General features: G+C 71.1%; 26 protein-coding genes. 18 read left to right on the plus strand and 8 right to left on the minus strand.

Translation table 11 applies throughout. The annotated features are described in order from the left end of the window. Together OG828_RS45185 and OG828_RS45190 are read left to right on the plus strand one after the other, a co-directional pair. Complete coding sequence (locus OG828_RS45185) at window positions 1-441, plus strand: MarR family winged helix-turn-helix transcriptional regulator (protein WP_328504412.1); 441 nt, start codon at window positions 1-3, stop codon at window positions 439-441. A 222-nt stretch (window positions 442-663) separates the two neighbouring features. After that, a complete protein-coding gene (locus OG828_RS45190) occupies window positions 664-1,554 on the plus strand; it encodes a glycoside hydrolase family 19 protein (protein WP_328504413.1) in 891 nt (296 codons plus the stop codon). A gap of 55 nt (window positions 1,555-1,609) precedes the next feature. On the opposite strand, the gene OG828_RS45195 is transcribed toward OG828_RS45190, so the two are convergent. Beyond that, window positions 1,610-2,269 (minus strand): response regulator transcription factor, encoded by a 660-nt coding sequence (locus tag OG828_RS45195; RefSeq protein ID WP_328504414.1) that lies wholly within the window; start codon window positions 2,267-2,269, stop codon window positions 1,610-1,612. Continuing rightward, a complete protein-coding gene (locus tag OG828_RS45200) occupies window positions 2,266-3,393 on the minus strand; it encodes a sensor histidine kinase (protein ID WP_328504415.1) in 1,128 nt (375 codons plus the stop codon). Before OG828_RS45200 ends, OG828_RS45195 begins: the two co-directional genes overlap by 4 nt. A gap of 235 nt (window positions 3,394-3,628) precedes the next feature. Here OG828_RS45200 and OG828_RS45205 point away from each other — a divergent pair, with 235 nt between their 5' ends. From OG828_RS45205 to OG828_RS45225, 5 genes are all read left to right on the plus strand, one after another. After that, the gene (locus tag OG828_RS45205) at window positions 3,629-4,024 is read left to right on the plus strand and encodes a DUF6223 family protein (protein ID WP_328504416.1); all 396 of its coding nucleotides are present in this window, start codon (window positions 3,629-3,631) and stop codon (window positions 4,022-4,024) included. Between the two features lie 107 nt (window positions 4,025-4,131). Further along, window positions 4,132-5,367: an acyltransferase family protein gene (locus tag OG828_RS45210; protein ID WP_328504417.1), complete on the plus strand. Its 1,236-nt coding sequence runs from the start codon at window positions 4,132-4,134 to the stop codon at window positions 5,365-5,367. Window positions 5,368-5,667: 300 nt separating this feature from the next. After that, window positions 5,668-7,926 carry an MMPL family transporter gene (locus tag OG828_RS45215; RefSeq protein WP_328504418.1) on the plus strand — a complete coding sequence of 753 codons (2,259 nt, stop codon included), beginning with the start codon at window positions 5,668-5,670 and terminating at the stop codon, window positions 7,924-7,926. Between the two features lie 7 nt (window positions 7,927-7,933). Beyond that, window positions 7,934-9,259 carry a sensor histidine kinase gene (locus OG828_RS45220; protein WP_328441974.1) on the plus strand — a complete coding sequence of 442 codons (1,326 nt, stop codon included), beginning with the start codon at window positions 7,934-7,936 and terminating at the stop codon, window positions 9,257-9,259. After that, a complete protein-coding gene (locus OG828_RS45225) occupies window positions 9,256-9,948 on the plus strand; it encodes a response regulator transcription factor (protein ID WP_328504419.1) in 693 nt (230 codons plus the stop codon). The genes OG828_RS45220 and OG828_RS45225 overlap by 4 nt, the downstream gene beginning before the upstream one ends. Before the next feature lie 171 nt (window positions 9,949-10,119). On the opposite strand, the gene OG828_RS45230 is transcribed toward OG828_RS45225, so the two are convergent. Together OG828_RS45230 and OG828_RS45235 are read right to left on the minus strand one after the other, a co-directional pair. Further along, window positions 10,120-10,767: a response regulator transcription factor gene (locus OG828_RS45230; RefSeq protein ID WP_328504420.1), complete on the minus strand. Its 648-nt coding sequence runs from the start codon at window positions 10,765-10,767 to the stop codon at window positions 10,120-10,122. Then, window positions 10,764-12,011 carry a sensor histidine kinase gene (locus tag OG828_RS45235; protein WP_328504421.1) on the minus strand — a complete coding sequence of 416 codons (1,248 nt, stop codon included), beginning with the start codon at window positions 12,009-12,011 and terminating at the stop codon, window positions 10,764-10,766. The genes OG828_RS45230 and OG828_RS45235 overlap by 4 nt, the downstream gene beginning before the upstream one ends. 177 nt (window positions 12,012-12,188) lie before the next feature. On the opposite strand from OG828_RS45235, the gene lgt reads away from it, so the two are divergent. The 3 genes from lgt (at window position 12,189) to OG828_RS45250 (ending at window position 15,179) form a co-directional block, all read left to right on the plus strand. After that, window positions 12,189-13,055 (plus strand): prolipoprotein diacylglyceryl transferase, encoded by an 867-nt coding sequence (gene lgt / locus OG828_RS45240; RefSeq protein ID WP_328504422.1) that lies wholly within the window; start codon window positions 12,189-12,191, stop codon window positions 13,053-13,055. A 30-nt stretch (window positions 13,056-13,085) separates the two neighbouring features. Beyond that, on the plus strand, window positions 13,086-13,517 hold the full coding sequence (locus OG828_RS45245) for a DUF6069 family protein (RefSeq protein WP_328504423.1): 432 nt from the start codon (window positions 13,086-13,088) through the stop codon (window positions 13,515-13,517). 150 nt (window positions 13,518-13,667) lie between these two features. Beyond that, the gene (locus OG828_RS45250) at window positions 13,668-15,179 is read left to right on the plus strand and encodes an FG-GAP and VCBS repeat-containing protein (protein WP_328504424.1); all 1,512 of its coding nucleotides are present in this window, start codon (window positions 13,668-13,670) and stop codon (window positions 15,177-15,179) included. A gap of 78 nt (window positions 15,180-15,257) precedes the next feature. On the opposite strand, the gene OG828_RS45255 is transcribed toward OG828_RS45250, so the two are convergent. Next, window positions 15,258-16,184: a LysR substrate-binding domain-containing protein gene (locus OG828_RS45255; RefSeq protein WP_443062534.1), complete on the minus strand. Its 927-nt coding sequence runs from the start codon at window positions 16,182-16,184 to the stop codon at window positions 15,258-15,260. A 102-nt stretch (window positions 16,185-16,286) separates the two neighbouring features. Between OG828_RS45255 and OG828_RS45260 the strand changes: the two genes are divergently transcribed. The 3 genes from OG828_RS45260 (at window position 16,287) to OG828_RS45270 (ending at window position 19,249) form a co-directional block, all read left to right on the plus strand. Next, window positions 16,287-17,630 carry an aspartate aminotransferase family protein gene (locus OG828_RS45260; RefSeq protein ID WP_328504426.1) on the plus strand — a complete coding sequence of 448 codons (1,344 nt, stop codon included), beginning with the start codon at window positions 16,287-16,289 and terminating at the stop codon, window positions 17,628-17,630. A 127-nt stretch (window positions 17,631-17,757) separates the two neighbouring features. Next, complete coding sequence (locus OG828_RS45265) at window positions 17,758-18,150, plus strand: VOC family protein (protein ID WP_328504427.1); 393 nt, start codon at window positions 17,758-17,760, stop codon at window positions 18,148-18,150. A 34-nt stretch (window positions 18,151-18,184) separates the two neighbouring features. Next, window positions 18,185-19,249 (plus strand): adenosine deaminase, encoded by a 1,065-nt coding sequence (locus OG828_RS45270; protein WP_328504428.1) that lies wholly within the window; start codon window positions 18,185-18,187, stop codon window positions 19,247-19,249. Here the strand turns inward: OG828_RS45270 and OG828_RS45275 are convergent. Both OG828_RS45275 and OG828_RS45280 read right to left on the minus strand, forming a co-directional pair. Further along, complete coding sequence (locus tag OG828_RS45275) at window positions 19,237-19,746, minus strand: mycothiol transferase (RefSeq protein WP_328504429.1); 510 nt, start codon at window positions 19,744-19,746, stop codon at window positions 19,237-19,239. The two genes, OG828_RS45270 and OG828_RS45275, sit on opposite strands and share 13 nt — an antisense overlap. A gap of 27 nt (window positions 19,747-19,773) precedes the next feature. After that, window positions 19,774-20,661, minus strand: a complete 888-nt coding sequence (locus OG828_RS45280; protein WP_328370536.1) for a LysR substrate-binding domain-containing protein — start codon at window positions 20,659-20,661, stop codon at window positions 19,774-19,776. A 124-nt stretch (window positions 20,662-20,785) separates the two neighbouring features. Here OG828_RS45280 and mgrA point away from each other — a divergent pair, with 124 nt between their 5' ends. Next, window positions 20,786-21,790: an L-glyceraldehyde 3-phosphate reductase gene (mgrA, locus tag OG828_RS45285; RefSeq protein WP_328504430.1), complete on the plus strand. Its 1,005-nt coding sequence runs from the start codon at window positions 20,786-20,788 to the stop codon at window positions 21,788-21,790. A gap of 130 nt (window positions 21,791-21,920) precedes the next feature. Here mgrA and OG828_RS45290 read toward each other — a convergent pair whose 3' ends face one another. Beyond that, window positions 21,921-22,304, minus strand: coding sequence for a nuclear transport factor 2 family protein (locus tag OG828_RS45290; RefSeq protein WP_328504431.1), 384 nt, complete (start codon window positions 22,302-22,304; stop codon window positions 21,921-21,923). Window positions 22,305-22,646: 342 nt separating this feature from the next. On the opposite strand from OG828_RS45290, the gene OG828_RS45295 reads away from it, so the two are divergent. From OG828_RS45295 to OG828_RS45310, 4 genes are read left to right on the plus strand one after another with little or no spacing between them, the layout of a single operon-like run. Continuing rightward, complete coding sequence (locus OG828_RS45295) at window positions 22,647-23,057, plus strand: hypothetical protein (RefSeq protein WP_328370544.1); 411 nt, start codon at window positions 22,647-22,649, stop codon at window positions 23,055-23,057. A 47-nt stretch (window positions 23,058-23,104) separates the two neighbouring features. After that, window positions 23,105-25,444: an FHA domain-containing protein gene (locus OG828_RS45300; RefSeq protein ID WP_328504432.1), complete on the plus strand. Its 2,340-nt coding sequence runs from the start codon at window positions 23,105-23,107 to the stop codon at window positions 25,442-25,444. A gap of 6 nt (window positions 25,445-25,450) precedes the next feature. Continuing rightward, window positions 25,451-25,987: a hypothetical protein gene (locus OG828_RS45305; RefSeq protein ID WP_328504433.1), complete on the plus strand. Its 537-nt coding sequence runs from the start codon at window positions 25,451-25,453 to the stop codon at window positions 25,985-25,987. After that, window positions 25,977-26,948 (plus strand): serine/threonine-protein kinase, encoded by a 972-nt coding sequence (locus OG828_RS45310; protein ID WP_328504434.1) that lies wholly within the window; start codon window positions 25,977-25,979, stop codon window positions 26,946-26,948. Before OG828_RS45305 ends, OG828_RS45310 begins: the two co-directional genes overlap by 11 nt. The last annotated feature ends 3 nt before the right edge of the window (window positions 26,949-26,951 follow it).

The following is a 26,951-nucleotide window of genomic DNA, read 5'->3' on the forward strand; positions in this document are numbered from 1 at the left end:
ATGCCTACCTCTGCCGCACGTCAGCCTCATGACCTGATGCAGCTGCTGACGCGGGCCGAGCGGCTGGCCGCGCGGCGGCTGCAGGCCGTTCTGGAGAAGGAGGGCTGCTCGCTGGACGGCTGGCGGGTGCTCGCGCTGCTCGCGGACGGGCAGGGGCATCACATGACGGCGATCGCGGAGGCCGCGTTCCTGCCGCCGCCGACGCTGACCAAGCTGGTCGATCAGCTCGTCGACCAGAACCTCGTCCACCGGCGCGTCGACCCGCTCGACCGCCGGCGCATACTCGCCCACCTCACCCCGCGCGGACTGGAGTACTGGCGGCGCGTCGACCGGGCGGTCCGCACCGACTGGCCGGCCCTCCTCGACGAGGGGGACGGCGAGTTGCTGCGGGCGCTGCTGGAACGACTGGCCACGACGCTCGACGCGTCCGCTCACGTTTGACGGGGCCTTCGAGCAGGGGGCGGGGCTGAGTGGCGAGGAGTGCTCGGGGAGTTGACTGGTCTACACCCTTGACTGGTACAGACCAATGCGGTTGAGTGTGCCTCCTCACCCCCCACCACGGCCGCCCCCACGCCGTGGCCGGCCCCGCCGGCACGTGCGCTCAAGGCTCTGCACCGCCCTGCCTTGTCGGGGACGGCCGTGCTTCGCAAAGGAGTTGATCCTGTGTCGAGGCGCCCTATCTCCGCCGCACTGACCGTTCTCGCCTTAGCCGCGAGCGCGCCAGTGCTCCTCCCCGCCGCCCAGGCGTCTGCCGCCGCGTGCTCCAGCTACCCGAGCTGGGTGGCCGGGCGGTCGTACAACGCCGGAGACATCGTCCGCTACACCGACGGCAAGGCGTACATCGCCGAGCACGCCAACCCGGGCTACGACCCGATCATCAGCACCTGGTACTGGGAGCCGTACGCCTGCGACAACGGCTCCGACACGCCAGCCGCCACCTTCGTGGTGAGCGAGGCGCAGTTCAACCAGATGTTCCCGAACCGGAATTCGTTCTACACGTACAGCGGCCTGACCGCCGCGCTGAGCGCCTACCCGGGCTTCGCCAACACCGGCAGCGACACGGTGAAGAAGCAGGAGGCCGCCGCCTTCCTCGCCAACGTCAGCCACGAGACCGGCGGGCTGGTCCACATCGTCGAGCAGAACCAGGCCAACTACCCGCACTACTGCGACTGGAGCCAGCCCTACGGCTGCCCGGCGGGCCAGGCCGCCTACTACGGGCGCGGCCCGATCCAGCTGTCCTGGAACTTCAACTACAAGGCGGCGGGCGACGCGCTCGGCCTGGATCTGCTGGGCAACCCCTGGCTGGTGCAGAACGACGCGGCTGTGGCCTGGAAGACCGGCCTGTGGTACTGGAACACCCAGTCCGGCCCCGGCACCATGACCCCGCACAACGCCATGGTCAACCAGGCCGGCTTCGGCCAGACGATCCGCTCCATCAACGGCTCCCTGGAGTGCGACGGCAAGAACCCGGCCCAGGTGCAGAGCCGCGTCGACAACTACAACCGCTTCACCTCGATCCTCGGCGTCTCACCCGGCGGCAACCTCTACTGCTGACACCACACCTGGACCCTCCTTTGGGAGGGTCCAAGTGCCGGGACATGCGCGGAGGTCAGTGGTTGCGCGGGATGACCAGGCCGGACTCGTAGGCGAGGACGACGAGTTGGGCGCGGTCGCGGGTGTGGAGTTTCGTCATCGCCCGGTTGATGTGGGTCTTCGCGGTCATCGGGCTGATCACCATGCGGTCGGCGATCTGGTCGTTGGACAGGCCCTGTGCGACCAGGGTGACCGCCTCGCGTTCCCGGCCGGTCAGCTCCGTGAGCGCGGCGCCGGCGGTGGGGAGGGGCTGGGTGACGTACCGGTGGATCAGCTTGCGGGTGATGGACGGGGCGAGCAGGGCGTCGCCGCGGGCGGCGACCCGTACGGCGTGCAGAAAGTCCTCCGGCACGATGTCCTTGACCAGGAACCCGGCGGCACCGGCGCGCAGCGCTTCGAAGACGTACTCGTCCATGCCGTAGTTGGTCAGCATGACGACGTGCACACCGGCCAGGGCGGGGTCCGCGGCGATGCGCCGGGTCGCCTCGATGCCGTCCATGACCGGCATCTGGATGTCGATGAGCGCGACGTCGGGCAACTGCTCCTTGATGAGTGCCAGGCCCTCCGTGCCGTCGGCGGCCTCGGCGACCACCTCGATGTCGTCCTCGAGGTCGAGCAGTGCGCGGAAACCGCTGCGGATGAGCGGCTGGTCGTCGACCAGCAGGACACGGATCATGATCCTCGTTCCACGGGGAGTTCGGCCTGGACGGTGAAGCCGTGCTCGGAACGCGGCTGCGCGCGCAGCCGGCCCCCGAGGGCGGTGACGCGTTCGCGCATGCCGAGCAGCCCGAGGCCGGGCGCCGGGGCGTCATCGGGCGTGGCCTTGCCGTCGTCGTCCACCTGGACGGCAAGGGTGCCGGGCCGGTAGTCGATCCGGACCGCCGCGGTCGTCGCACCGGCGTGCCGGGCGGTGTTGGTCAGCGCCTCCTGGACGATGCGGTAGGCGGTACGGCCCACCGCGGCCGGCACGTCGTGCCGTTGCCCTTCGATCGTCAGCGTCGCGTCCAGGCCCATCGAACGGGCGCGCTCCACGAGCTCCGGCACATGGTCGAGGCCCTGCGGCGGCGTCGTGTCGTCGTCGCGCAGAGCCTCCAGGGTCGCGCGCAGCTCCCGGGTCGCCTCACGGCCGGCCGCCTGGATCGCCAGCAGGGGCTCCGGCACCTGTTCGCCCCGCCTGCGGGCCACGTGGACGGCGACTTCGGACTGCACCTTGATGATCGAAATCTGGTGGGTGAGCGAATCATGCAGCTCCCGCGCGATGTGCAGCCGCTCCTCGTCGGCGCGGCGCCGCGCCGTCTCCTCCCGGGTGCGCTCGGCTTCGTCCGCCCGCCGCTCGGCCTGCCGCAGCGCCTCACCGGCGGCGAAGGCGGCGATCAGCCAGGCGATCTCGAGTACGTTCCGGGCCTGTGAGAACGCCTCGCGCGCGGGCCCGTCACGGAAGGCGAGGGCCGTGAGGGGGAGGACGACGAGCAGGGCCACGGATGCCGCCACCGTCAGGGCCCGGTGCCCGGCCCGTACGGCGCCGTACACCGCGACCAGGTAGGAGACGGCGAGTACGTCGAAACCGGCGGCCTCGTAGCCCACCGCGCACAGGCCGGTGACCGCCAGTACGGCAATCGGAGCCCTGCGACGCGCGACCAGCGCCAGACCACCGGCCGCCAGCAGCACGGAGCCGATCAGCTCGCGCTCCCCGGTCGGGTGCTGACCGGCCAACCCGGTGCCCAGCAGCAGTGCCGCCACGCTGACGGCGATCGCCCAGTCCATGGCACCGGCCGGGACACGAAAACGCCGTGTGTCCATGCGCGCACCCTAGCCGGACGCGGCCGCGGGCGAGTCCCGCCGGCGGACGAGCGGTCGGCTACCGCAATCGCGGTATCTGCCCGCCGCCTGCCGCATCCGCGGCAGTCCGAAGAGACCGCGCCCGCCGGACGACCGGGGCGCGGTCGGCAGGCACGCTCAAGGAACAGCGAACCTCGCAATTCGCCACGTAAGAAGAAGCACGCGAGTAGAAGCGCGTAAGAAGGAGGAGAGCGGCATGAGCACAGCAGATGCCCTGATGGTGGCCGCCGAGGGCGGAGTCATCGGCGACGGACGGACCGGGGCCAACCTGGCCCTCGGGGTGGGCCTGATCGGCGTGGCCCTCGGCTGGCTGACCCTGGCCCGGGTCGCCGGCCGTATCAGCACCGGCAACGCACACACCGGCGCCGTATCGGCCATGGCGGTGGGGCTGGTCGGCACCGCCCTCGCGGTGCTGCATCTGGCCACCTCCAGCGGCGGTCCCGGCACCGGCAACGGGATGGTGGGAGCCGTTGGGGCCATCCCACTGGGACTGATCGCCATGGCCCTCGGCCGACGCGCGCTCACCCGCTCCCGACGCGCGGAGCGGACCGCGGACCGCTCCGCACACGAGCGGGAGTTCGGGTCCGCCTGATGAGTACGGCCCACTCAGCCGGCTCCGGCGGCCGGAAAGCTGCCCTGAACCTGTGGGGAACCTGAGAGTTTGTGTGAGCTCGGAGCAACTGGGCAGGCGCCGCCGTCATGAGCACTTCCCATCCGAGCACGGCAGACGAGGACACCAAGCAGAGCCCCGGCGAGCAGGCGGCGGCGCCGCTCGTCGCGTCGTCGGCGGAACGGCGAAGAGGCGGTGGGCGGGGCTTTTCGTCGGCGCTGCGTGGTGGGCGGGTGGCGGGGCTGGACGGATTGCGGACGGTCGCGGTGGCGTTGGTGATCGTCTATCACGTGGAGCCGGACTGGGTGCCCGGCGGCTCGGTGGCGGTGGACGTCTTCTTCACGATCAGCGGTTTCGTCATCACCCGGCTGCTGGTCGCCGAGTTCGCACGTACCGGTCGCATCGGCCTGGGGCCGTTCTACCGGCGGCGTTGGCTGCGGCTGGGGCCGGCCGTGCTGGCGATGTGCGCGGTCACCGCCTTGCTGTCCGTGGCGCTCCCGCTGCCGCTGTTCGACGGGGCGTGGATGGCGGCGGCGCTGGCCGCGGTCTCGGTGGTCAATCTCGTACGGGCCGGGGAGGCCGGGCCGTACTCCGACCTCACCGCGCCACTCAGCCACACCTGGTCCCTGGGGGTGGAGGAGCAGTTCTATCTGGCCTGGCCGCTCCTGCTGCTGGTGCTGCTACGGCACATGACGGCGCGGAAGGCCCTGGTCTGCGTCGCGGGACTGTGCGTCCTGCCGGTGCTCTGGCGGCTGGCGCTCTGGGATCCGACGGCGGCGCACCGCATCTACAACGGCCCCGACACCCGCGCCGACCAACTCCTCGCCGGGGCGCTGCTTGCCCTGGTCCTGGCCCGGCTGCGCGCCGACGACCCCCGGCTGGCGCTGCTGCGCCGATGGGCGGCACGGCTGTGCTGGCCCGCGCTCGCGGTGCTGGGGCTGATCGCCTGGCAGATCCCGATCACCGAACCCAGCGGGTGGAACCCCGTGTGGTACACGGTCGGACTGCTGGCCGCCGCCGTTCTGTCGGCCGTCGTCGTGGCCACGCTGGACCTGTGCCCGCAGACGTGGCCCTCCCGTCTGCTGTCGGTGCCCGCCCTGGCATGGGTCGGACGCAACCTCAGCTACGGGCTGTACCTCTGGCACTATCCCGTCATCCGCCTGCTCTCCGACCTCGGCGTGGACGGCGACCGGCTGCTCCCCGCCGGCATCGCGGCGACGATCGCGGCGGCCCTCGCCTCGTACGTCCTCATCGAGCGGCCCTTGGTACGGCGCGACCGGCTCCGCGTACGGAGATTGGAGCCGGCGGTCGCTTCGGTGCGCTGAGCAGCCCGGCCGACGCCTTTGCCGAAGAGCCTGTGGTCGTGTCAGCAGGTGGACCTTGCCGGTGCGGCCGAGCGCGGGGGCGGCCGCGTCGGCTTCGGACACCGCCAGCGTCTCCCTCGCGCGGCGTGCCCAAGTCGGCCTGTGGTGCATAGGCACCAGGACACGTGCGGGCTGGTGCGGGTGCACCAGGGGAAGACGGCGGCGGGGGACGATGCCCGCCGGGGGCGCCGGAGGGAAGTGTGGGTGGCGCGTGAATCTCGCGTATTCCCCTTGCCTAGCGGTGTCTGGAGTGATCAACAGGTGGCGACATTTCTTTACCGGATCGGACGGTGGGCCTTCCGGCGGCGCCGGCGCGTACTGGGTCTGTGGCTGGGCGTCCTGGTGCTGGCCGGGCTCGCCGCCGCCCTGGCGCCGGCCGCGGAGGAAGAGGACCTCTCCATGCCCGGCACCGAGTCGCAGAAGGCGTTCGACCTGCTGGACGAGCGCTTCCCCGAGAGCAACTCCCAGGGCGCCGAGGCCCGCTTGGTGTTCCGGGCCCCGGACGGGCAGCGGGTGACGGCCAGGGAGCACAAGGCGGCCGTCGAGGACACGCTCGGCTCGCTGGACGGGGGCGATCAGGTCGCGTCGGCCACCGACCCCTTTGAGACCGGCGCTGTCAGCAAGGACGGCACCATCGCCTACTCCACGATCACCTACACCGCGGACGCCGTCGACCTGACCGAGCCGACGAAGAGCGCCCTCGAGAACGCCGCGAGCCAGGCCCGGGACGCAGGGCTGACCGTGGAGATCGGCGGCTCGGCGCTGGAATCGGAGGAGTCGCCGGGCGGTACGACGGAGATCATCGGTGTGGCGGTGGCGGCGCTGGTGCTGATCCTCGCCCTCGGGTCGCTGGTCGCGGCCGGACTGTCGCTGCTGACCGCCTTCGTGGGCGTGGCCATCGCCTTCGGCCTGGTCTCCGCGCTGGCCGTTCCGCTGGGCCTGACGTCCACCGTCGCCATCCTGGCGCTGATGCTGGGCCTTGCCGTCGGCATCGACTACGCACTCTTCATCACCTCCCGCTTCCGCGACGAACTCGCCCAGGGCAGCGAGCCGGAGGAGGCCGCCGGCCGGGCGGTGGGCACGGCCGGATCCGCCGTCGTCTTCGCCGGCGCGACCATCATCATCGCCCTGGTCGGGCTGGGGGTCGTCGGAATCCCCGAACTCACCAAGATGGGCCTGGGCGGCGCGGGCGCCGTGGCCCTTGCCGTCCTCGTCGCACTGACCCTGGTCCCCGCGCTGTTCGGCTTCTTCGGCCGGCGGATACTGTCCCGCGCCGTCCGCAAGGCCACCCGGCCGGGAAGCGGTCGCCCGCACCCGGTGCCCACCGCGGCCGGCCGGCCAGGGCTCGGGACCCGCTGGGCGCGGTTCGTGCTGCGCCGGCCCGTGCCCGTGCTGATGATCGCCGGACTCGGTCTCGGCGCCGTCGCCCTGCCGGTGCTGAGCCTCGAACTCGGGCTGCCCGGAGACGAGTCCAAGTCGGTGGAGACCACCCAGCGCCGTGCCTACGACCTGCTGTCGGAAGGCTTCGGCCCCGGCTTCAACGGCCCGTTGACCGTGGTCGTGGACACGTCTTCATCCTCGGGTTCCGCGGACGCCCTGGCCACCACGGACCAGGTCGCGAAGACCCTACGGGGAGTGGAGGGGGTTGCTTCGGTCGGTGATCCGGTTCTCAACGAGACCAAGGACACGGCCGTCCTCACCGCCGTGCCGCAGACCGCGCCGAACAGCGGCGAGACCAAGGACCTGGTGAACGCGATCCGGGGCGCGGTCTCCGGCGTCGAGGCCGACACGGGTGCCGGCGTCCACGTGACCGGCAAGACCGCGCTGAACATCGACATTTCGGAAGCCATGTCCGATGCCCTCATCCCGTATCTGACCGTGGTCATCGGCTTGGCGGTGCTCCTGCTGATGGTGGTCTTCCGCTCGATCCTGGTCCCGGTCAAGGCCGCGCTCGGCTTCCTGCTGTCGGTGGGCGCCGCCTTCGGCGTCCTCGTCGCCGTCTTCCAGTGGGGCTGGGCGGCAGACGTGATCGGCATCGAGCAGACCGGACCGGTCATGTCGCTGATGCCGATTCTCATCATCGGCATCGTGTTCGGCCTCGCCATGGACTACGAGGTCTTCCTCCTCACGCGGATGCGGGAGGCCTACGTCCATGGCGTGTCGCCCGGCGAGGCGATCGTCAACGGGTTCCGGCACAGCGGACGTGTGGTGGCCGCGGCGGCGATCATCATGGTCAGCGTGTTCGCCGGGTTCATCGGGATGAGCAACCCGACCATCCAGACGATGGGCGTCGGTCTGGCCGCCGCCGTGGCCTTCGACGCCTTCGTGGTCCGGATGGCGATCGTGCCCGCGGTCCTGGCGCTGCTCGGCCACCGGGCCTGGTGGCTGCCTCGTATCCTGAACCGTGTGCTGCCGAATGTGGATATCGAGGGCGAGAAACTGAGCAGGCATGTCCCGGCCTCCGCGACCGAGCCGGACACAGCGGTGACGCCGCTCGCCGTCGGCCGGCACCAGCGCTGAGCCGGCCATGACGAACACGGGCGGCGGTGGCCCGCGACCACGCGGCACGTGGTGGCGGGAGGCGGCGATCACGGCGACGGCGTTCGCGCTCTGCCTGCTCGGCGGCGTGGTGCAGGTCGACGACAAGCCGATATCTCCGCCGCCCGCTGCCGCCTACCTCATCGCCGTGGTGTCCTGTGCCGTGCTGCCCCTGCGGCACAGGACACCCCTTGCCGCCATGGCGGTCACCACCGTGAGCGGGATGCTGGCCGCGCCGTCGGGTCTCCTGCTGAGCCCGCTCATCGTGGCCCCCGCCGTGATCACCGCCTACGCATGCGCCGTGCGTATGGAACGGCGCGCGGCGAGCGCGGTGTTGCTCATCTTCACCGCGATGCTGGTCGCCTCCACCATCCCGTTCGGGACCAACTCGTGGAAGGACGCGAGCAGGATGGGAGCGGTGGCGGCGTTCCCGCTGGTGGCCGGCGTACTCGGTAACTCGGCGCAGAACCGGCGGGCCTACCTGGCCGCGGTGGAGGAGCGGGCGCGGCGGGCCGAGGAGAGCCGGGACAGCGAGGCGCGCCGGAGAGTGTCCGAGGAACGGCTGCGCATCGCCCGGGAGTTGCACGACCTCGTGGCCCATCAGATCACCCTGGCCAACGCGCAGGCCACGGTCGCCGACCACCTCTTCGACGCCCGCCCGGAGCAGACCCGCAAGAGCCTGAAGGAACTCGTCAAGACCACCGGCGACGCGCTCGACGACCTACGGGCCACGGTCGGTCTGCTGCGCCAGTCCGGGGACGCGACCGCGCCCGCCGAACCGGCGCCCGGGCTTTCCCGGCTTCCCACGCTCCTCGAGTCCTTCCGCCGCGCGGGTCTTGAGGTGTCGGTGCACCAGGAGGGCACGGCCAGACCGCTGCCGCCGGGAGTGGACCTCACCGCCTACCGCATCGTCCAGGAGGCCCTGACCAACGTGACCAAGCACGCCGGTACCGGTAGCGCCCGGGTGCGTCTCGCCTGGAACCGAGATCGCGTGACCATCACCGTCGCCGACGACGGAAGCGGTGCCCGCACGGGGTCGACCGCGTCCGCGGGACCGAGTGTGTCCAAGGTGCCGGACCGACCGCCCGGCTACGGTCTGATCGGGATGCGTGAACGTGCCACCGCGGTCGGCGGACAACTCTCCGCGGGCAGGCGCCCGGAGGGCGGTTTCCTCGTCTCCACCCAACTGCCCCTCCCGCCCGCCGAAGACGCGACGCGGAGGACTGACGGAGCGACAACCATCGAGGGACGAATGACCGACGGAGTGACAGGCGACGGACGGACGGGCGACGCGGAGACCGGGGATGCGTCGTGACGATCCGCGTGCTCCTCGCCGACGATCAGGCCCTGCTGCGCGGTGCTTTCCGGATGCTTCTCGACACCGCCGACGACATCACCGTCGTCGGCGAGGCAGGCGACGGCAGGGAGGCGGTGCGGCTCACCCGGGAACTGCGCCCGGATGTCGTGGTCATGGACATCCGTATGCCCGAAGTGGACGGTCTCACCGCCACGTCGGAGATCTGCGCGGACCCGGAACTGCGGGCCAGCCGCATCCTGATCCTGACCACGTACGAGACCGACGAGCACGTCGCTCAGGCGCTGCGCGCGGGGGCCGGCGGTTTCATCGGCAAGGGCATCGGAGCCGAGGACCTGGCGGATGCCGTCCGTACGATCGCCGCCGGCGACACTCTTCTGTCCCCCGCCGCGACCCGCTCCTTGGTCGCCCGTTTCCTGGCCACACCGGACCATGCCCCGCCGCACGACCCCGAACAACTCGCCGTGCTCACCCCGCGCGAGCGCGAGATGGTGACCTTGGTCGCGACCGGCCTGTCCAACCAGGAGATCGCCGAGCGGATGTTCCTCAGCCCCTTCACCGTCCGCGCCCACGTGCAGCGCGCCATGACGAAGCTCGAGGCCCGCGACCGGGCCCAACTCGTCGTCATCGCCTACCGCACGGGCCTGGCCCACGCCACCCCCGACGGCGACACCGACCGCTCGTCGTAAGATCAGTTCCGAGTAGTGACTGCACTCCGCGAACAGCCGGTCGGGATGCGTCTCCTGGAGATATCCCGTGCCGAGCCGAAGTGTGCATCGCGTCGGCTGAGGGCTCGCGTATTTCCGTCCCGTCGGCAGCGTCCCGGGTACCACCGGGGCCGCAACCACGCCCTGCGGTGTTCAGTCGATGCGGATGATTCCGCGGCCCAGTGCGGCGGTGACGGCGGCGGTGCGGTCGGCGACGTCGAGCTTGGCGTAGATGTGCAGCAGATGGGTCTTGACCGTGGCCTCGGACAGGCGCAGGGCGCGGGCGATCTGCTTGTTGCTCTGCCCGCGGGCCACGGCCGACAGAACTTCGAGTTCCCGGCCGGACAGCCCGGCAGCCCGGTCACCGCGCATGTGGGCGAGAACTTTGGCGGCCACAGTGGGGGACAGTGCCGCACCTCCCCGGGCCGCGGTACGCACGGCCTCGCACAGTTCGTGTCGTCCGGTGTCCTTGAGCAGGTAGCCGACCGCGCCGGCGTCGACGGCTGCGGTGATGTCGGCGTCCGTGTCGTAGGTGGTCAGGATGAGGACCCGCACCTCGGGCTGGGTGGCACGGATGGCGGCGGTCGCGGCCGTGCCGTCCATGCCGGGCATCTGCAGGTCCATCAGGACGACATCGGGTGCGAGTGAGGTGGTCTGGTGCACTGCCTCGGTACCGCTGGCTGCTTCGCCGACGACCGTGAGGTCGGGCTGGGTGGCGAGGATGGCGGCCAGCCCCTCGCGGACGACGAGGTGGTCGTCTGCGAGGAGGATGCGGATCGGAGGGGAGGTCGAAGTGCTCATGGTGTTGGGGCCATCCGCTCCGTACCGGCCACAGGCGAGGCTTCGGTGGCCGAAGGGTCGGCCGGGACGGTCACCGAAGGCGCGACCGGGAGCGGCACCGTGACAGCGACGGTCGTACCCTCGCCGACGCCGCTTTCCACCGCGAACGTGCCGTCCAGGGCGGCGATGCGCTCGCGCATGGTGATCAGCCCGATGCCGGCATGCCGTGCTACGGGCGTGAAACCGGTGCCGTCGTCCTGGATGTCGACGGCCAGGGTGTCTCCGAGGTAGGACAGCGTGACCGACACGCTCACCGCGTGAGCGTGCCGCCGGGCGTTGGTGAGTGCCTCCTGCACGACCCGCAGCAACTCGCCCTCGCTGCCGGCAGTCAGGGCGACCGGTTGGCCGGTCACGACCGTGTAGGCCTCGATGCCGGTCTCCTCCGTCAGTCGGGTGGTGAGTTCGCGGACCGCGTCCGCCAGGTGCGTACGGTCCAGTGGCGCCGGGCGAAGGGCCTGTACGAGGCGGCGGCTCTCGGCCAGGTTGTCCCGGGCCGTGCGCATGGCCTGCTCGACGCGGCGGGCCGCGGGGGAGTTGGCCGACAGGTCGTCGCGGGCGGCGTCCAGCAGCATGGCGATGGACGCGAAGCCCTGGGTCAGGGTGTCATGGACCTCTCGGGCCAGGCGCTGACGTTCGGCCAGGGTGCCCGCCTGGCGTTCCGCTGCCGCTCGTTCCGCCTGTGTGGCGGTGAGCTCGTCCAGGAGCCGCTGGCGCTTGTGGCCCTCGTGGTCGAGGGCGGCGACGTAGCAGACGATGGTGACCGCCAGCGCGGCACCGAGCACGCAGCCCGTGAGTATGCGCGCGTCGGCGGAACCGTCCGTGGTGAAGCGCTGCCACGACCAGGCGCCGCCCAGCACCAGCACCCCGCCGGCCGACCACCAGGCCCGTCGCAGCCAGTACGGCGTCAGCACGGCCACGGCGACCGGGAGCAGCGCGGGATCCACCACGGACATGGCCATCCACGCCGCCAACGCCCCGACGAGGTAGGGCAGCGGTGGGCGACCGGCGCCGCCGCGCAGCGCGATCCAGTACGCGTACCAGGCGGCGAGTCCCACCGCCGGGCCGATCCGCAGCAGTGCCGTGCCGGTCGTCAGGTCCGTCCCGGCCAGTGCACCCAGCACGGACAGGGCGAGCACGACGGCGAAGAAGGTGTGCTGGCCCACGGCCTTCCACCGTGCTCTCTCCCATGCCTGCTGCAGCGCCATGGTCGTCAGCGTACGGGCAGCCGAGTAGCCGGGGGATCAGTCGTCCTGTGCGAACGCATCGACCGATCGGTGGGCGGAGGATGCGTCGATCGGTCGATGTGCCAGGCCGTGCGGACGGCGAAGATCAGCCCCGCACCCGGCCGCCCGAGCTCCACCGCACCCCGTGAGGAACCACCAGTGCCCCTGGCCTTCATTCCCAGCCCCTCCATCGGCGAGATCCACCTGGGTCCGCTCCCGCTGCGCGGCTACTCACTGATGCTGATCCTCGGAATCGCCGCGGCGGTATGGCTGGGCGGCCGCCGCTGGGCCGCCCGCGGGGGAGAGAAAGCCGTCGTGACGGATGTGGCCCTGTGGGCGGTCCCCTTCGGTGTGGTCGGTGCCCGCCTCTACCACGTGATCACGTCCAGCGAGCCGTACTTCGGCAAGGACGGCGATCCGCTCAAGGCCCTCTTCGTCTGGGACGGGGGCATCGGCATCTGGGGCGCCATCGCGGGCGGTGCCATCGGAGCCTGGATCGGCTGCCGCCGGGGCGGTGTTCCCCTGCTCGCGTTCGCCGACGCGGTCGCCCCCGGCATTGCCCTGGGCCAGGCCGTCGGCCGCTGGGGCAACTGGTTCAACCAGGAGCTCTACGGGCGGGCCACCACCCTCCCCTGGGCGTTGGAGATCGACCCCGCGCACCGGCCCGAGGCCACCGCCGACCTGGCCACCTACCACCCCGCCTTCTTGTACGAGTCGCTGTGGTGTCTCGGTGTGGCCGCCCTGGTCGTGTGGGCGGACCGCCGCTTCCGCCTCGACCGGGGGCGCGCGTTCGCGCTGTACGCCGCCGCCTACTGCGTCGGCCGCTTCTGGATCGAGTACCTGCGGGTCGACGAGGCCCACCACATCCTCGGCCTGCGCCTGAACGACTGGACCGCACTGCTGGTCTTCGTGGCAGCCCTCGCCTACCTGATCGCCGCGAGTCGGCATGCGTCCGACAGCCGTGGCGACGTCGACTCCGACCGTCTCCTGCCGGGCCTGGACGCGACCAGCAGTCCCAGGAGCTGACCATCTCCCCTTTCACGAACTGGAGTTGCCATGTCCCCTGTCTCCGATGTCTCCGAGACGCTCCCTTCACGGCGGGCCCCGATGGTGGTGGCGGGCGGTGTTTTCCTCGCCTTCCTGCTCACTTCCTTGGTGAACGCGGTGATCGCTGTGCTGGCGCACGCGATGAGCGCGCCCGACGACTTCAACCCGCTGGAGCCCCCGTCGTATGTCTTCCTGACCGCGCTGAGTGTGCTGGCGGGAGCCGTCGGATGGGGCATCGTCCGCAGGCTTTCCCAGGATCCCGAACGCCTGCTTCGCCGACTCGTCCCCTCGGTCGTCGTCATATCGCTCGTTCCGGACTTCTTCCTGTTCGACGAGGGCGAGGTGATCGGTGTGGTGGCCCTGCTCGTGATGCACCTCGCGGTCGCGGTGATCGCGGTGCAGGCGTATCGCCGGGTCATGCCACTGGGCTCGGTGCGGTGACCGTAGCGGCATTCGGGCGTTCGGGTGCGATAGGGCACAACCCTTGGGCCCGGTCTCCGGTCCAACCTCGCGGCAGCGGGGAACGGGCCCCCGCCGCACCCCCGCGACTCCGCGCCCGACCGGCCATGCCGAGATCCCAGGAGCCACGACGTGCGCAGTACGCGTTCCACCACCCGAACCTCCGTCATACGAAGGGGCCTGCTGTCCGGGCCGGCCGCCGCGACCGTATTACTGACGATCGGCGCCACCATCACCGCGACGGCCGCTCCGGCGCCCGCCGCGCCCGCGGCCGCGCAGGCGGCCCACGACGACTTCAACGGCGACGGCTACCCCGACGCCGTGATCTCCGCCCCCGGTGGCACGGTCAGCGCCCAGAAGGGGGCCGGCTATGTCGCCGTGCTGTACGGGTCCGCGAACGGCCTGTCCTCCGCCCGCCGGGCGACGTTCAGCATGAGCACCCCCGGCATACCGGGTCTCGCCCAGACCGACGACGGCTTCGGACGGACCACCGCCTCCGGGGACCTGGACGGCGACGGTTACGCCGACCTCGTCGTCGGCATGCCCGGCAAGGACATCGGCACCACCGTCGACGCGGGGGCGGCGGTCGTGCTGTGGGGCTCCGCGAGCGGGCTGCGGGCCACCGGCGCGGTCACGCTGCAGGACAGTGCCCCGACGACCCGCGGACGCTTCGGACTGGGCCTGGCCGCCGGCCGCTTCCACGGCTCCGGCACCGAACTCGCGCTCCTGAGCAGCAAGGCCCTGCAGACCTACGTCTTCGAAGCCGGCGCCGACGGCGGACACACCGTCCGGGCCACTCCCGTGAACTGGAGGTGGAATGAGGACTTCACCCCCACCGGCCTCACCCCCGGCGACTACGACAAGAGCGGCAACGACGACGACCTGGTCCTCCTCGGCACCTTCACCACCTACGAATCGGTCAATCCCGTCGAGACGTTCGGCGCGGCCAGTTACCTCCGGGGCGGCCCCGATGGGCTGACGTACGGTCGCGGTCTGCGCGGTGGCCCGGTCGGCGCCACCGGTGACATCAACCGCGACGGCTACGCCGACGTCGTGATGGGTTCTCCCACCGACTGGCACGAGCAGATCGAAATGTTCCTCGACGGCGGCACCGTCGACGTCTTCCTCGGCGGACCCGACGGTCTGGGCGGACCGGAGGCCGACCAGCACTTCACCCAGACGACCATCGGCGCCTCCGGCGACGACAAGGAGGGCGACCGCTTCGGCGGTGCGGTGACCGTGGCGGACGTCAACGGCGACGGCTATGCCGACGCCGCGCTCGGCGCTCCCGCCAACGACATCAACACCCTCACCGACCCGGGCACGGTGTGGGTGATGCGGGGGAGTGCTGGAGGGCTCACGCCGAGAGGCTTGGCCAGCTTCAGCCAGAGCACACCGTCCGTGCCCGGTGACAACGAGAACGGCGACTGGTTCGGAGGCGCCCTGCGGCTCATCGACGCCAACAAGGACGGCAAGGCCGAACTGCTCGCCTCCGCGCCCCGCGAGGACACCAACGACGGCGCCGCCTGGGTCTTCCCCGGTACGGCCAACGGCCCCACCGCGACCGGATCCTGGTCCTTCAACGGCGCCACACTCAGCGCCCCCTCGCCCGACGCCCGCTTCGGAGAGACCCTCGCCCCGTAGCGGCGGTCCCCACCAACCGCTGACCACCGGCCGGTCCGCTCCGCCGCCACGGGGCGGGCCGGGCGTGATCCCGACCGACTACCGGACATCGCGTGGCCCGCGCAGTTGGGCGCTTCCCGGAGCCGTATGGTCACGCAGTACGTCGAGCACGACGCGCACCGCCGCACGAGGCGGTGCGCCGCGGCGGATCGCCGCCGTGATGTTCCGTGTCACCGGCGTCGCGAGTTCGCGGGTGGCGACGCGATAGCGGCTGTGGTCGACCGCCAGGCCGGGCAGCAGAGCGATCGACAACCCGGCCTCGACGTGCTGGAGCGTCATCATGTAGTTGCTGAACCGGCAGACCACCCGGGGTTCGAACCGTGCCTGACGGCACAGTCGCAGCGCGAGATTGGCCATGTACGACTGCGGCATGTCGAACGCCCACGGCTCGTCCGACAGGGCCGCGAGGTCCACCGCGCCACGGCCGACGGCGTGATGCCCGGGCGGGACGACCAGCAGGATCCGGTCGGTGGCCAGTGGTACAAGATCGACGTCCGGACCCAACGGCAACTCGTCGACGTCCGTGGTCGTGATGATGACGTCCACGTCGCCCGCCCGCAGTGCGGGCATGCTGGCGTGCGGCTCCAACTCGCGCAACTCGACGTCGAGGTGCGGATGTTCGCGCGCCAGACGGGTCACCGCCGGTACGGCCATGGTGTGGATCGCGCTCTGGAACGCGCCCAGCCGCACCAGCCCGGCCGGTTCCTCGCCGAAACCGCGCAACTCCGCCTCGACGCCGTCCATGTGGTCGAGGATCACCCGCGCCCGCCGCGCGAGGATCAGCCCGGCCGAGGTCAGCCGCACCCGCCGGCCCGTCCGTTCAAGGAGCTGGGTTCGCGTCTCGGTCTCCAGCACGGCGAGCTGCTGGGACACGCTCGACGGGCTCAGGTTGGCGGCCTGGGCGACCGCCCGGACGGTGCCCAGCGCGTCCAGCTGGGTCAGCAGTCGCAGCCTCCAAGGGTTCATCACGCCGCCATTGTGATGCGGATCGCTGTGCGGAAACACCGAACAGGAAGGGCGGAATTGTGAGATGGACGTGTCGCTCGACCGCGACCTAGCGTCGGAGGCATGGCTGCTTCGACCACCTCCGTCCCGTCCATCGACCTCCCGTCCACCGACGCCTTCTGGGCCGATGCCGAGCGGCATCTCATGCGCTACGGCGGCGAGTTCACCCGCGAGATCATCGTCCGCGCCGCCGGAAGCTTCCTGTTCACCGCGGACGGCCGGAAGATCCTCGACTTCACCTCCGGCCAGATGAGCGCGATCCTCGGCCACTCCCACCCGCAGATCGTCGCGACCGTCCAGCGGCAGATCGCGACGCTCGACCACCTCTACAGCGGCATGCTCAGCCGACCCGTCGTCGACCTCGCCGCGCGGCTGGCCGGTACCTTGCCCGCACCGCTGGAGAAGGTCCTGCTGCTGACGACCGGCGCCGAGTCGAACGAGGCCGCCCTCCGGATGGCCAAGCTCGTCACCGGCAAGCACGAGATCGTGTCCTTCGCGCGGTCCTGGCACGGCATGACGCAGGCCGCCGCCTCCGCCACCTACAGCACCGGCCGCAAGGGCTACGGCCCGCCCGCGCCCGGCAACTTCGCCATTCCCGTGCCGAACGCCTACCGGCCGGACTTCACCACGGCCGACGGCTCGCTGGACTGGCGCCGCCAGCTGGACTTCGCGTTCGACCTGATCGACGCCCAGTCGACCGGCAGCCTGGCCGCGTGCCTCGTAGAACCGATTCTCAGCTCGGGCGGCATCATCGAACCGCCGGAGGGGTATCTCGCGGCCCTCCAGCAGAAGTGCCGGGAACGCGGCATGCTGCTGATCCTCGACGAGGCCCAGACCGGACTGTGCCGCACCGGGACCTGGTACGCCTTCGAGCGCGACGGTGTCGTCCCCGACATCCTCACGCTGTCCAAGACGCTCGGCGCGGGACTCCCGCTCGCGGCCGTGGTCACCAGCGCCGAGATCGAGCAGGAGGCGTACGACCGCGGGTTCCTGTTCTTCACCACGCATGTGTCCGACCCGCTGGTGGCCGCCGTCGGCAACACCGTCCTCGACGTGCTGACCGGCGACAAGCTCGACGAGCGCGCCCGGTCGCTCGGGGCGTTCCTCCGTCAGGGACTTCAGGACATCGCCGGGCGCCACGCGGTCGTCGGCGACATCCGCGGCCGGGGGCTGCTCGCCGGGCTCGAACTCGTCGTGGACCGTGAGTCGAAGCGGAGCTCGGACGAACTGGGCGCCCGGGTCACCCGGCGCTGCCTCGAACTCGGCCTGCACATGAACATCGTCCAGCTCCCCGGCATGGGCGGAGTCTTCCGCATCGCGCCACCGCTGACCGCTACCGAGGAGGAACTCTCGCTCGGCCTGACGATCCTGGACCAGGCGATCGGAGACGCCTGCGCCGCGCTCTGACTCACCTGCCGATCGGGCCGCCCGCACGCCCGTACGCGCCGACTGGCGCCCCAGGGGTTTTACGTATAACCTCTCGCGTCAACCACCCCTCGGCACCCCGCCCCGGCCCGCTCCCCGAAAGGCCCCGATGAGACGCATCGCCCTGGTCACCCTCGTCGTCGACGACTACGACGAGGCGATCCGCTTCTACACCGAGGCCCTCGGATTCCGGCTCGTCGAGGACACACCGCGCCCCGACGGCTCGCGCTGGGTCGTGGTCGAACCCGGTGCCGGCACGCAGGGGACCGGGCTGCTGCTCGCGCGCGCCCAGGGTGACGCCCAGCGCGGGCGGGTCGGTGACCAGACCGGTGGACGCGTCGGGTTCTTCCTGTACACCGACGACTTCGCCCGCGACCACGCCCGGATGCTCGCGGCGGGCGTGACCTTCCTGGAGGAGCCGCGGCATGAGCCGTACGGCTCGGTCGCCGTCTTCCAGGACCTGTACGGCAACCGCTGGGACCTGCTCCAGCCCGCGGCCTGACCCCGCTCAACCGAACGTCGAGGAACCACCGCACATGTCATCTACGCGCATAGACGCCGCCGCTCTCCGCCGCCTCCCCAAGGCCGTCCTGCACGACCACCTCGACGGCGGACTGCGCCCCGCCACACTGGTGGAGCTGGCGGACGAGGTCGGCCACACCCTGCCCACCACCGACCCCGACGCCCTCGCCGCCTGGTACTTCGAGGCCGCGAACTCCGGCGACCTGGTCCGCTACATCGCCACCTTCGAGCACACCCTCGCCGTGATGCAGACCCGCGAGGGACTGCTGCGCACCGCCGAGGAGTACGTCCTCGACCTCGCCGAGGACGGCGTGGTCTACGCCGAGACGCGGTACGCGCCCGAGCTGATGCTCAAGGGCGGGCTGACCCTGCCGGAGGTCGTCGAGACCGTGCAGCAGGGGCTGGCGGCCGGCATGGCGAAGGCGGCGGCCGCGGGCACGCCGGTCCGGATGGGCACGCTGCTGTGCGGGATGCGGATGTTCGACCGCGTCCGCGAGGCCGCCGACCTGGCCGTCGCCTTCCGGGACGCCGGAGTCGTCGGCTTCGACATCGCCGGCGCCGAGGACGGCTTCCCGCCCGCCGACCACCTCGCCGCCTTCGAGCATCTGCGTCGCGAGAGCGTCCCGTTCACGATCCACGCCGGCGAGGCGCACGGGCTGCCCAGCATCCACCAGGCCCTCCAGGTGTGCGGCGCCCAGCGCATCGGCCACGGCGTGCGGATCACCGAGGACATCGTGGACGGCAAGCTCGGCCGTCTCGCGGGCTGGGTACGGGACCGCCGTATCGCGCTGGAGATGTGCCCGACCTCCAACCTGCAGACCGGCGCCGCCACCTCGATCGCCGGCCACCCGATCACCGCCCTGAAGGATCTGGGCTTCCGGGTCACCCTCAACACCGACAACCGTCTGGTCTCCGGCACGACGATGACCCGGGAGATGTCCCTGCTGGTCGAAGAGGCGGGCTGGGGTGTCGAGGACCTGCGCACGGTCACGGTGAACGCCGTGAAGAGCGCGTTCATCCCGTTCGACGAGCGCAAGGCCCTCATCGAGGACGTCGTCCTGCCGGGCTACCTGCTCTGAAGCAGTCCCCGGACGTAGGCGGCCTGTCCGACGTGCTCCAGATCGTCGGACAGGACGCTGACCAGCCGGACGCCCAGACTGACCGGCGGATCCCAGCGCTCGTCCACGATGCGCTCCAGATCCTTGGCGGCCAGCCCACGCAGGGCCCCGAGCGTCTGCTCGTGCACGGCGTCGTAGTAGCCGGTCAGCAGCTCACCGGAGTCGACCCGCACCTTGGCGACCTTGGCCGACGAGTGCCCGTACCCGGTGTCGTGGCGCGGCAGGTCGAGACCGAAGGTCTTGTGCCAGTCCCGGGTGAGCCACACCTGGTCGAGCGCGAAGGCGTCGGCGATGTGGTCGTCCTGGACGCGGGTGAGATGCCAGACCAGCCAGGTGATGGAGTTGGCGTCGGTGGACGGCCGGGCGTTGAGGTCGTCGGGGCCGAGGCCCTCGACGGCGGCGTGGACTTCTTCCTGGATGCGGTCGTACGCGTCGATGAGGATGTCCTTGGCATGCATGGCTCCACCATCGCGCATCGCCGTCCGTCACGCGCCCTCTGTTTCCAGCAGAGCCATCAGGGCCCGCGCCGCCGGGCTCGTGGCCTGCGCGGGCGGCAGCAGGGCGACCGTCTCGTACACGATCTCGTCGGTGTCCTTCACCGACAGGGCCGTCAGCGATTCGCGCTTGTGCCGGAAATGCCGCGGTACGACGGCGATGCCGAGGTTCTCGTCGACCATGTCCAGCAGGCTGTGCACGTCGTTCACCTCCAGGGCGACCGTCCGCCGTACGCCCGCGTCGGCGAACGCGGCGTCGGTGGTGCGGCGCGGCCCCCAGTCCGGGTGGAAGTCGACGAAGACCTCGCCGCCCAGCTCCTCCAGGGTCACGGCCGTACCGGTCGCCGCCAGCCGGTGGCCGGGATGGCACAGCACCGTCATCGGCTCGCTGGTGAGGGGCACGGCCCGCAGCTGATCGGTGTCCTCGCCCGCCGTCCGGACGGTGAACGCCAGATCGAGCCGTCCGGCCGCGACCTCCTCCGCCAGCGCGCCCGAGCCCGCCTGCCGCAGGCAGATCTCCACGTCCGGGTGGCGGCCCCGGAACGCGGCGAGCAGCCCGGCCACATGCACCCCCGCGATGCACTGCTCCGACCCGAGCGCCAGCATGCCGCGCAGCACCCCCTGCACCGCGGCCACCGCCTCATGGGCCGCCCGCACCTGGGCGAGGATCCGCTCCGCCTCGACCAGCAGCGCCCGCCCGGCCGGGGTGAGCGTCACCCGGCGCGTCGTCCGCACGAACAGCGGGGTCTGCAACTCCCGCTCCAGCGCCCGGATGGAGGCGGACAGGCCGGACTGGGACACCAGCAGCCGCTCGGCGGCACGGGTGAAGTGCTGGTCCTCGGCGACCGCGACAAAGTGCTGAAGATGGCGCAGTTCCATGACTGAGAAGCCTATCCGCTGAATTCCATCGGATTCTTCTGTTGGACCAATGCCCCCAGGTCGCGAAAGAGTGGAAGTGGACAAAGGTAGTCAGGAAACCCGCGCCAACCCCTCTGGAGTCGCGTTGTACACCGCACACACCGACCGTTACGCGGACATGCCCTACCGGCGCACCGGACGCAGCGGCCTGAGGCTGCCCGCCCTGTCGCTCGGCCTGTGGCACAACTTCGGTCCGGACCGCCCGGTCGAGACACAGCGCGCGATCCTGCGCCGCGCCTTCGACCTCGGCGTCACCCACTTCGACCTGGCGAACAACTACGGCCCGCCGCCCGGCGCCGCCGAGAGCGCCTTCGGCGAGGCCCTGAAGGCGGACTTCGCGGCCTACCGCGACGAGCTGGTCATCTCGACCAAGGCCGGCTACCTGATGTGGCCCGGTCCGTACGGCGAGTGGGGCTCCCGCAAGTACCTGCTCTCCTCGCTCGACCAGTCCCTCGCCCGTATGGGCCTGGACTACGTCGACATCTTCTACTCGCACCGCCCCGACCCGGAGACTCCCCTGGAGGAGACGATGGGCGCCCTGCACTCGGCGGTGCAGCAGGGCAAGGCGCTGTACGTGGGCGTCTCCAACTACTCGGCGGAGCAGACCCGTGAGGCCGCCCGCATCCTCGGTGAGCTGGGCACCCCACTGCTGATCCACCAGCCGCGCTACTCGATGACCGACCGCCGCCCCGAGGACGGGGGTCTGCTGGACGCCCTCGACGAGTTGCAGGTCGGCTCCATCGCCTACTCCCCGCTGGACCAGGGCGTGCTCACCGCGCGCTACCTCGACGGAATCCCGGAGGACTCTCGGGCCGCCGGTGACAGTCCGTTCCTGAAGTCCGAGGCGCTGACCGGGGATCTGGTCGCCCGGCTGCGCGACCTCGACGACATCGCCAAGTCCCGCGGCCAGACCCTGGCCCAGATGGCCCTGGCCTGGGTCCTGCGCGGCGGTCGGGTGACGTCCGCACTCGTCGGCGCGAGCAGCCCGCAGCAGATCGAGGACAGCGTCGGCGCCATCCGCAACCTCGACTTCGACGCGGATGAACTGGCCCGGATCGACGCGCTGAGCGCTCCGCGAGCCGTGCACTGAGGTCGCCGGTCGTCTGCTGGTCCGTCGTGGCTGGTCGCGCCCACGCGGCGGAGCCGCACATCGATACAGCCCCGCGCCCCTTCGGGGCGCTGCCGAACCGCCGCCGCATTCACCAGGACCACCGCGAGCCTCACGCCCCGGTGGGCACCCGGTCCAGAAAGCCCAGCACGGACCGGATGCGGCCGTCCGCGGCCAGCGTGATCACATCGGAGCCGGCGACGGGCGCCGCCCCGTCGGTCTCGTTCACCAGCTCCCAGGAGAAGCGCGCCGTGTCGTGGTGCCCGTCGACGGCGCCCAGCGGTCGGAAGGCGAAACCGGGGAACTGCTCGTGGGCCGCGGCGATCACGGCCGCGATCTGCTCGTGGCCGCTGACGTCGGCGAGCGGGTCGGTGTAGCCGCCGTCCGTTGTCCAGGCGGCGGCTACCGCTTTGGCCAGTTCCTCCGGCTCGACGGCGTTCCAGGCCTCGAAGTAGCGGGCGACGGCGCTCTCGTAACGGTCGGTGTTCGCGGGCATGCGGAATCAGCCTCCATCGAGGTCGTACGTGCTGGTCGGAGCCCGGATCACGGTCGCGGTGACCGGGTACCGCAACCATGCCCGGCTCGGAGGAGACCGTCGATTACCCCGCGGGTAATGGCCGCGCCCGCCGCCTTTCGGCCAACGGCCGCCCTGAATATGCCAGGAGAGTGGCCGGAAATTCATGGTGACAGTGATTCAGTCGTGAACATACTCGACTCCAGGGGCCTTCACAGTCGGCGCAACATCCGTCACGCACCGCGCACGAGCCACGCACAGCACCAGAGCCGCAGGAAAGCGAGGAACGGCCGGCCGGCGAGCGGAACGAACGGGGAGTGGATCGTGCACGACGAATTCCTGTGCCATGTCACGGGGTACGGCACCTGCGCCGGCCGGCGCATAGGTGTGCCCTTAGGGACATACCGGGCTCCCACGCTCGCCCTCGCCCTGTGGTGGCTGCGTGACCGTGCCTTGTGGATCGCCGACCGGCTGGATCCGCAGCCCGAGGCGGAGCATCTGCCGCCCGGCGCGCTCGTCCCGGTCGCCGACACGGTGGCCGACGTGCCCGCCGTGCTCCGCGGCTGGTGCCGTGACGTGGACCAGCAGGAACTGATCGCCGAGGCGTTGGCCGAGGGGCGATTAATCAGGGTGGCCGTCAGCGATGACACCACCGAGTACGAGCTGCTGGCGGAGTCCGTGGACGCCCTGCGTATGCAGCGGACCGCCGCGGCCCTGTTCGCGCCGGTCGCCTGAAGCCTCCGCGTCGCGCGCATATCTGAACAGATCGATAGAATTCCGGCATGGTGCAGCGGCCGGTCGCGCCGACGGCGCCCGAACTCGTCCTGGAGACCGACACCGGCTCCACGGTGATGAGTCCGGGCCGCGAGTACCACGTCGGGCGCGATCCACTGAGCGACATCGTCATCGACGATGCCCGGGTCTCGTGGCACCACGCGGTGCTGCGGGCCGAGGACGGCCACTGGACCCTCGAGGACGAGCACAGCACCAACGGCACCTACGCCGACGGCCGCCGTATCGAGGCAGGAGACGTCGGCCCCGGCTGCGAGATCCGCTTCGGCAACGCCTCCGACGGCCCCCGTGCCCTCCTGGTCGGGCCCGCCGCACCGGCCCCGGAGCGCCCCTCCGCGGTCTCCATGCCGAACCGCACCGGCACCTTCCGCCGGCCCACCACCGTACGGCCGCTGCCCAGCCGCACCGTCCGCATCGGCCGCGCCGACGACAACGACCTGGTCATCGACGACCTGGTCGTCTCCCGCCGGCACGCCGAACTGCGTGCCCTCCCGGACGGCAGCTACGAGATCGCCGACCTCGGCAGCCACAACGGCACCTTCCTCAACGGCCTGCCCGTGACCCGCGCGCCGATGGGCCCCGGTGACATCGTCGGCATCGGCCACTCGGCGTTCTGCCTGGTCGGCGACCAGTTGCAGGAGTACGTCGACACCGGCGAGGTCTCCCTCGACGTACAGGACCTCGCGGTCGCCGTCGACCGCGGCCGCAAGACACTCCTCGACCATGTGTCGTTCCCGGTGGGGGAGAAGTGCCTGCTCGCGGTCGTCGGCCCGAGCGGCGCCGGTAAATCCACCCTGCTCAACGCCCTGACCGGCCAGCGCCCCGCCGACCACGGCACCGTCCTCTACGACGGCCGCGACCTCTACCGCGACTACGCCGAACTGCGCCAGCGCATCGGCCTCGTCCCGCAGGACGACATCCTGCACGCCCAGCTGACCGTCCGCAGCGCCCTGTCCTACGCCGCCGAACTGCGCTTCCCGCAGGACACCGCCAAGGCCGAGCGCCGGGACCGGGTCGACGAGGTGATCCGTGAACTGGGCCTGGAGCAGCGCGCCCGGCAACCCGTGCACAGTCTGTCCGGCGGACAGCGCAAGCGGGTCAGCGTGGCCATGGAACTGCTGACCAAGCCGTCGCTGCTCTTCCTCGACGAGCCGACCTCGGGTCTGGACCCCGGCATGGACCGCTCGGTGATGCACATGCTGCGCGGCCTCGCCGACGACGGCCGGACCGTCATCGTGGTCACCCACAGCGTCCTGAGCCTCGACGTCTGTGACCGGCTCCTGGTGCTCGCGCCCGGAGGCAGGATCGCGTACTACGGACCTCCCGACGAGGCCCTCGCCTTCTTCGGTTTCGAGCAGTGGCCGGAGGCCTTCGAGGCGTTCGAGCGAGACACCGACCGGGACTGGGCCGGTGACTTCCGTGCCTCGCCCCTCCACCGCCGGTACATCACCGACGCGACCGCGCAGCCCCTGCTGGACGGCTCCGCCCCGGTCGCCGTCGCCCCGCCGCCCCGGCCGCGCAGCCGCGGCGCCCAGCTGGGCACCCTGATCCGCCGGTACTCCGCGGCACTCGGCGCCGACCGCACCTTCCTCGCCATCATGATCGCGCTGCCGTTCGTGATGGGCGCCATGGCCCGCGCACTGGCGGGCAGCAAGCTGACGCAGGAGACGGCGATGAACGCCCTGCTGATCCTGTGCGTCGGCGGCGTCCTCACCGGCGCGGCCAACGCGGTACGCGAACTGGTCAAGGAACGCGTCATCTACCAGCGCGAGCGAGCCGTGGGCCTGTCCAGATCGGCGTACCTGATGTCCAAGGTCGTCGTGCTTGGCACGATCACCGTCCTCCAGGCGATCGTGCTCACCCTCGTCGCGCTGCTCGGCGTCGACCTCAACGCGCCCGGCGGAAAAGGCGTGTTGATGCCGCCGCTCATCGAGATCACGGTGGCCGTCGCCCTGCTCGCCTTCACCGCCATGATGCTCGGCCTGCTCGTGTCGGCACTGGTGCGCAAGGAGGAGGTGACGATGCCGCTGCTGGTGCTGCTCGCGATCGTGCAAGTCGTCTTCTGCGGCGCCCTGCTGAAACTCCACGGTGTGCCCGGCCTGGAGCAGCTGTCCTGGATCGTGCCCTCCCGGTGGGCGCTCGGCGCCATGGCCGGCACCGTGGGCCTCGCCCGGATCGTGCCCGGCGAACTCACCGGCGACCCGCTGTTCAAGCACTCGGCCGGCGTGTGGCTGCTCAACGTGGGCATGCTGGTCGTGCTGTCGGCGGTCTTCGGCTACGCGGTGTCCCGGCTGCTGCGTCGGCACGAACCCGTCGTGATGCGGAAGTAGGCGGCCATGACGGCGACCACCGGCTTCCGCCCCACCCACGTCGTCCCGCAGCACGGCATGCCCGCCTGGGAGACCCCCGACCCCGCCCGGCCCAGCGTGGCCCTCGACCCACTGCTCCCGGTGCAACTCGTCGAGCGACGCGGCGACTGGGGCCACGTCCTGTGCGCCAACGGCTGGTCGGCCTGGGTCGACGGCCGCTGCCTGGTCGCCGTACCCCAGGATCCACCCCTGCCCGGCGGACCGCTCACCCCCGGCGACGACCCACGCCCCCTTCTCGCCCACGCCGAACAGACCCTCGCGCACTACCGCGCCGCGGTCGGGGAACTCGCCGCCGGCACCCTCGACGGAGAGGCCTTCCGCAGCCGTACGCAGGGGCTGCGCGTCGGGATCGTCGTCGACGGGGAGCACGTGTGGCTGTACGACGTCGAGAATGCGCGGTGGGTCTACGCGGACGGGGTGCGGGCGAGCACGCTCGCGACGGACGACGCGCCCCGCGCCGCCGGCCACGCCCCGACGCAGGTGGTGACACCCGATGGCACGTGACACGAGCCTCTTCTCCGGCCGCCCCTCCGAACTGATCGGCAGGCAGGTCGCGGGCTACCGCATCGAGCGTGAGATCGGCCGCGGCGGCATGGCCGTCGTCTACCGCGCCCGGGACCTGCGCCTGGACCGCACCGTCGCCCTCAAGCTCCTCGCCCCCGAACTCGCCCGCAACGACACGTTCCGCCGCCGCTTCACCCACGAGTCCCGGGCGGCCGCCGCGATCGACCACCCGCACATCGTCCCGGTCTTCGAGGCGGGCGAGACGGACGGCGTCCTGTACATCGCGATGCGCTACGTGGCCGGCAGCGATCTGCGTCATCTCCTCGACCGCCAGGGACCGTTGCCGCCCCCGACCGTCCTGCGCGTCGCCGCCCAGATCGCCTCGGCGCTCGACGCGGCCCACGAGCACGGCCTGGTGCACCGGGATGTGAAACCCGGCAACATCCTGGTCTCCCGCGGCACCGACAGCGACCACCCCGAGCACGTCTACCTCACCGACTTCGGCCTGACGAAGAAGTCCCTGTCCCTGACCGGCTTCACCACCGTCGGCCAGTTCGTCGGCACCCTCGACTACGTCGCCCCCGAACAGATCTCCGGCAAACCCGTCGACGGACGCTGCGACGTGTACGGGTTCGCCTGCGTCGTCTACGAGTGCCTGGCCGGCCGCCCGCCCTTCCGGCGCGACGACGACATGGCCTTGCTGTGGGCCCACCAGTACGACGAGCCGCCCCCACTGACCGACTCCCGCCCGGACCTCGCCCCTCTCGTGGACCCGGTGTTCGCCAAGGCGCTGGCCAAGAGCCCCGACGACCGGTACGACACGTGCCTGGCCTTCGTCACTGCGCTCCGGGTCGCTACGCGAGGTGAGGTGGAGGCGGGTCACCCGGCGACGGAGGTAGAGCTGAGGGCGGTGAAGCAGCCGCCGCGGTGGACGGCACCGATCTTTGGAGCGCGGAACTGAGGC

The sequence above is a fragment of the Streptomyces sp. NBC_00457 genome (genome assembly GCF_036014015.1).
Lineage (GTDB): Bacteria > Actinomycetota > Actinomycetes > Streptomycetales > Streptomycetaceae > Streptomyces.

Coding starts and splice junctions, on each gene's coding strand:
- OG828_RS45220 (WP_328441974.1), top strand. CDS start 7,934: ATGACGAACACGGGCGGCGGTGGCCCGCGACCACGCGGCACGTGGTGG.
- OG828_RS45205 (WP_328504416.1), top strand. CDS start 3,629: ATGAGCACAGCAGATGCCCTGATGGTGGCCGCCGAGGGCGGAGTCATC.
- OG828_RS45200 (WP_328504415.1), bottom strand. CDS start 3,393: ATGGACACACGGCGTTTTCGTGTCCCGGCCGGTGCCATGGACTGGGCG.
- OG828_RS45260 (WP_328504426.1), top strand. CDS start 16,287: ATGGCTGCTTCGACCACCTCCGTCCCGTCCATCGACCTCCCGTCCACC.
- OG828_RS45300 (WP_328504432.1), top strand. CDS start 23,105: ATGGTGCAGCGGCCGGTCGCGCCGACGGCGCCCGAACTCGTCCTGGAG.
- OG828_RS45235 (WP_328504421.1), bottom strand. CDS start 12,011: ATGGCGCTGCAGCAGGCATGGGAGAGAGCACGGTGGAAGGCCGTGGGC.
- OG828_RS45245 (WP_328504423.1), top strand. CDS start 13,086: ATGTCCCCTGTCTCCGATGTCTCCGAGACGCTCCCTTCACGGCGGGCC.
- OG828_RS45270 (WP_328504428.1), top strand. CDS start 18,185: ATGTCATCTACGCGCATAGACGCCGCCGCTCTCCGCCGCCTCCCCAAG.
- OG828_RS45185 (WP_328504412.1), top strand. CDS start 1: ATGCCTACCTCTGCCGCACGTCAGCCTCATGACCTGATGCAGCTGCTG.
- OG828_RS45290 (WP_328504431.1), bottom strand. CDS start 22,304: ATGCCCGCGAACACCGACCGTTACGAGAGCGCCGTCGCCCGCTACTTC.
- OG828_RS45230 (WP_328504420.1), bottom strand. CDS start 10,767: ATGAGCACTTCGACCTCCCCTCCGATCCGCATCCTCCTCGCAGACGAC.
- OG828_RS45275 (WP_328504429.1), bottom strand. CDS start 19,746: ATGCATGCCAAGGACATCCTCATCGACGCGTACGACCGCATCCAGGAA.
- OG828_RS45195 (WP_328504414.1), bottom strand. CDS start 2,269: ATGATCCGTGTCCTGCTGGTCGACGACCAGCCGCTCATCCGCAGCGGT.
- OG828_RS45265 (WP_328504427.1), top strand. CDS start 17,758: ATGAGACGCATCGCCCTGGTCACCCTCGTCGTCGACGACTACGACGAG.
- OG828_RS45310 (WP_328504434.1), top strand. CDS start 25,977: ATGGCACGTGACACGAGCCTCTTCTCCGGCCGCCCCTCCGAACTGATC.
- OG828_RS45280 (WP_328370536.1), bottom strand. CDS start 20,661: ATGGAACTGCGCCATCTTCAGCACTTTGTCGCGGTCGCCGAGGACCAG.
- OG828_RS45255 (WP_443062534.1), bottom strand. CDS start 16,184: ATGAACCCTTGGAGGCTGCGACTGCTGACCCAGCTGGACGCGCTGGGC.
- OG828_RS45305 (WP_328504433.1), top strand. CDS start 25,451: ATGACGGCGACCACCGGCTTCCGCCCCACCCACGTCGTCCCGCAGCAC.
- OG828_RS45210 (WP_328504417.1), top strand. CDS start 4,132: ATGAGCACTTCCCATCCGAGCACGGCAGACGAGGACACCAAGCAGAGC.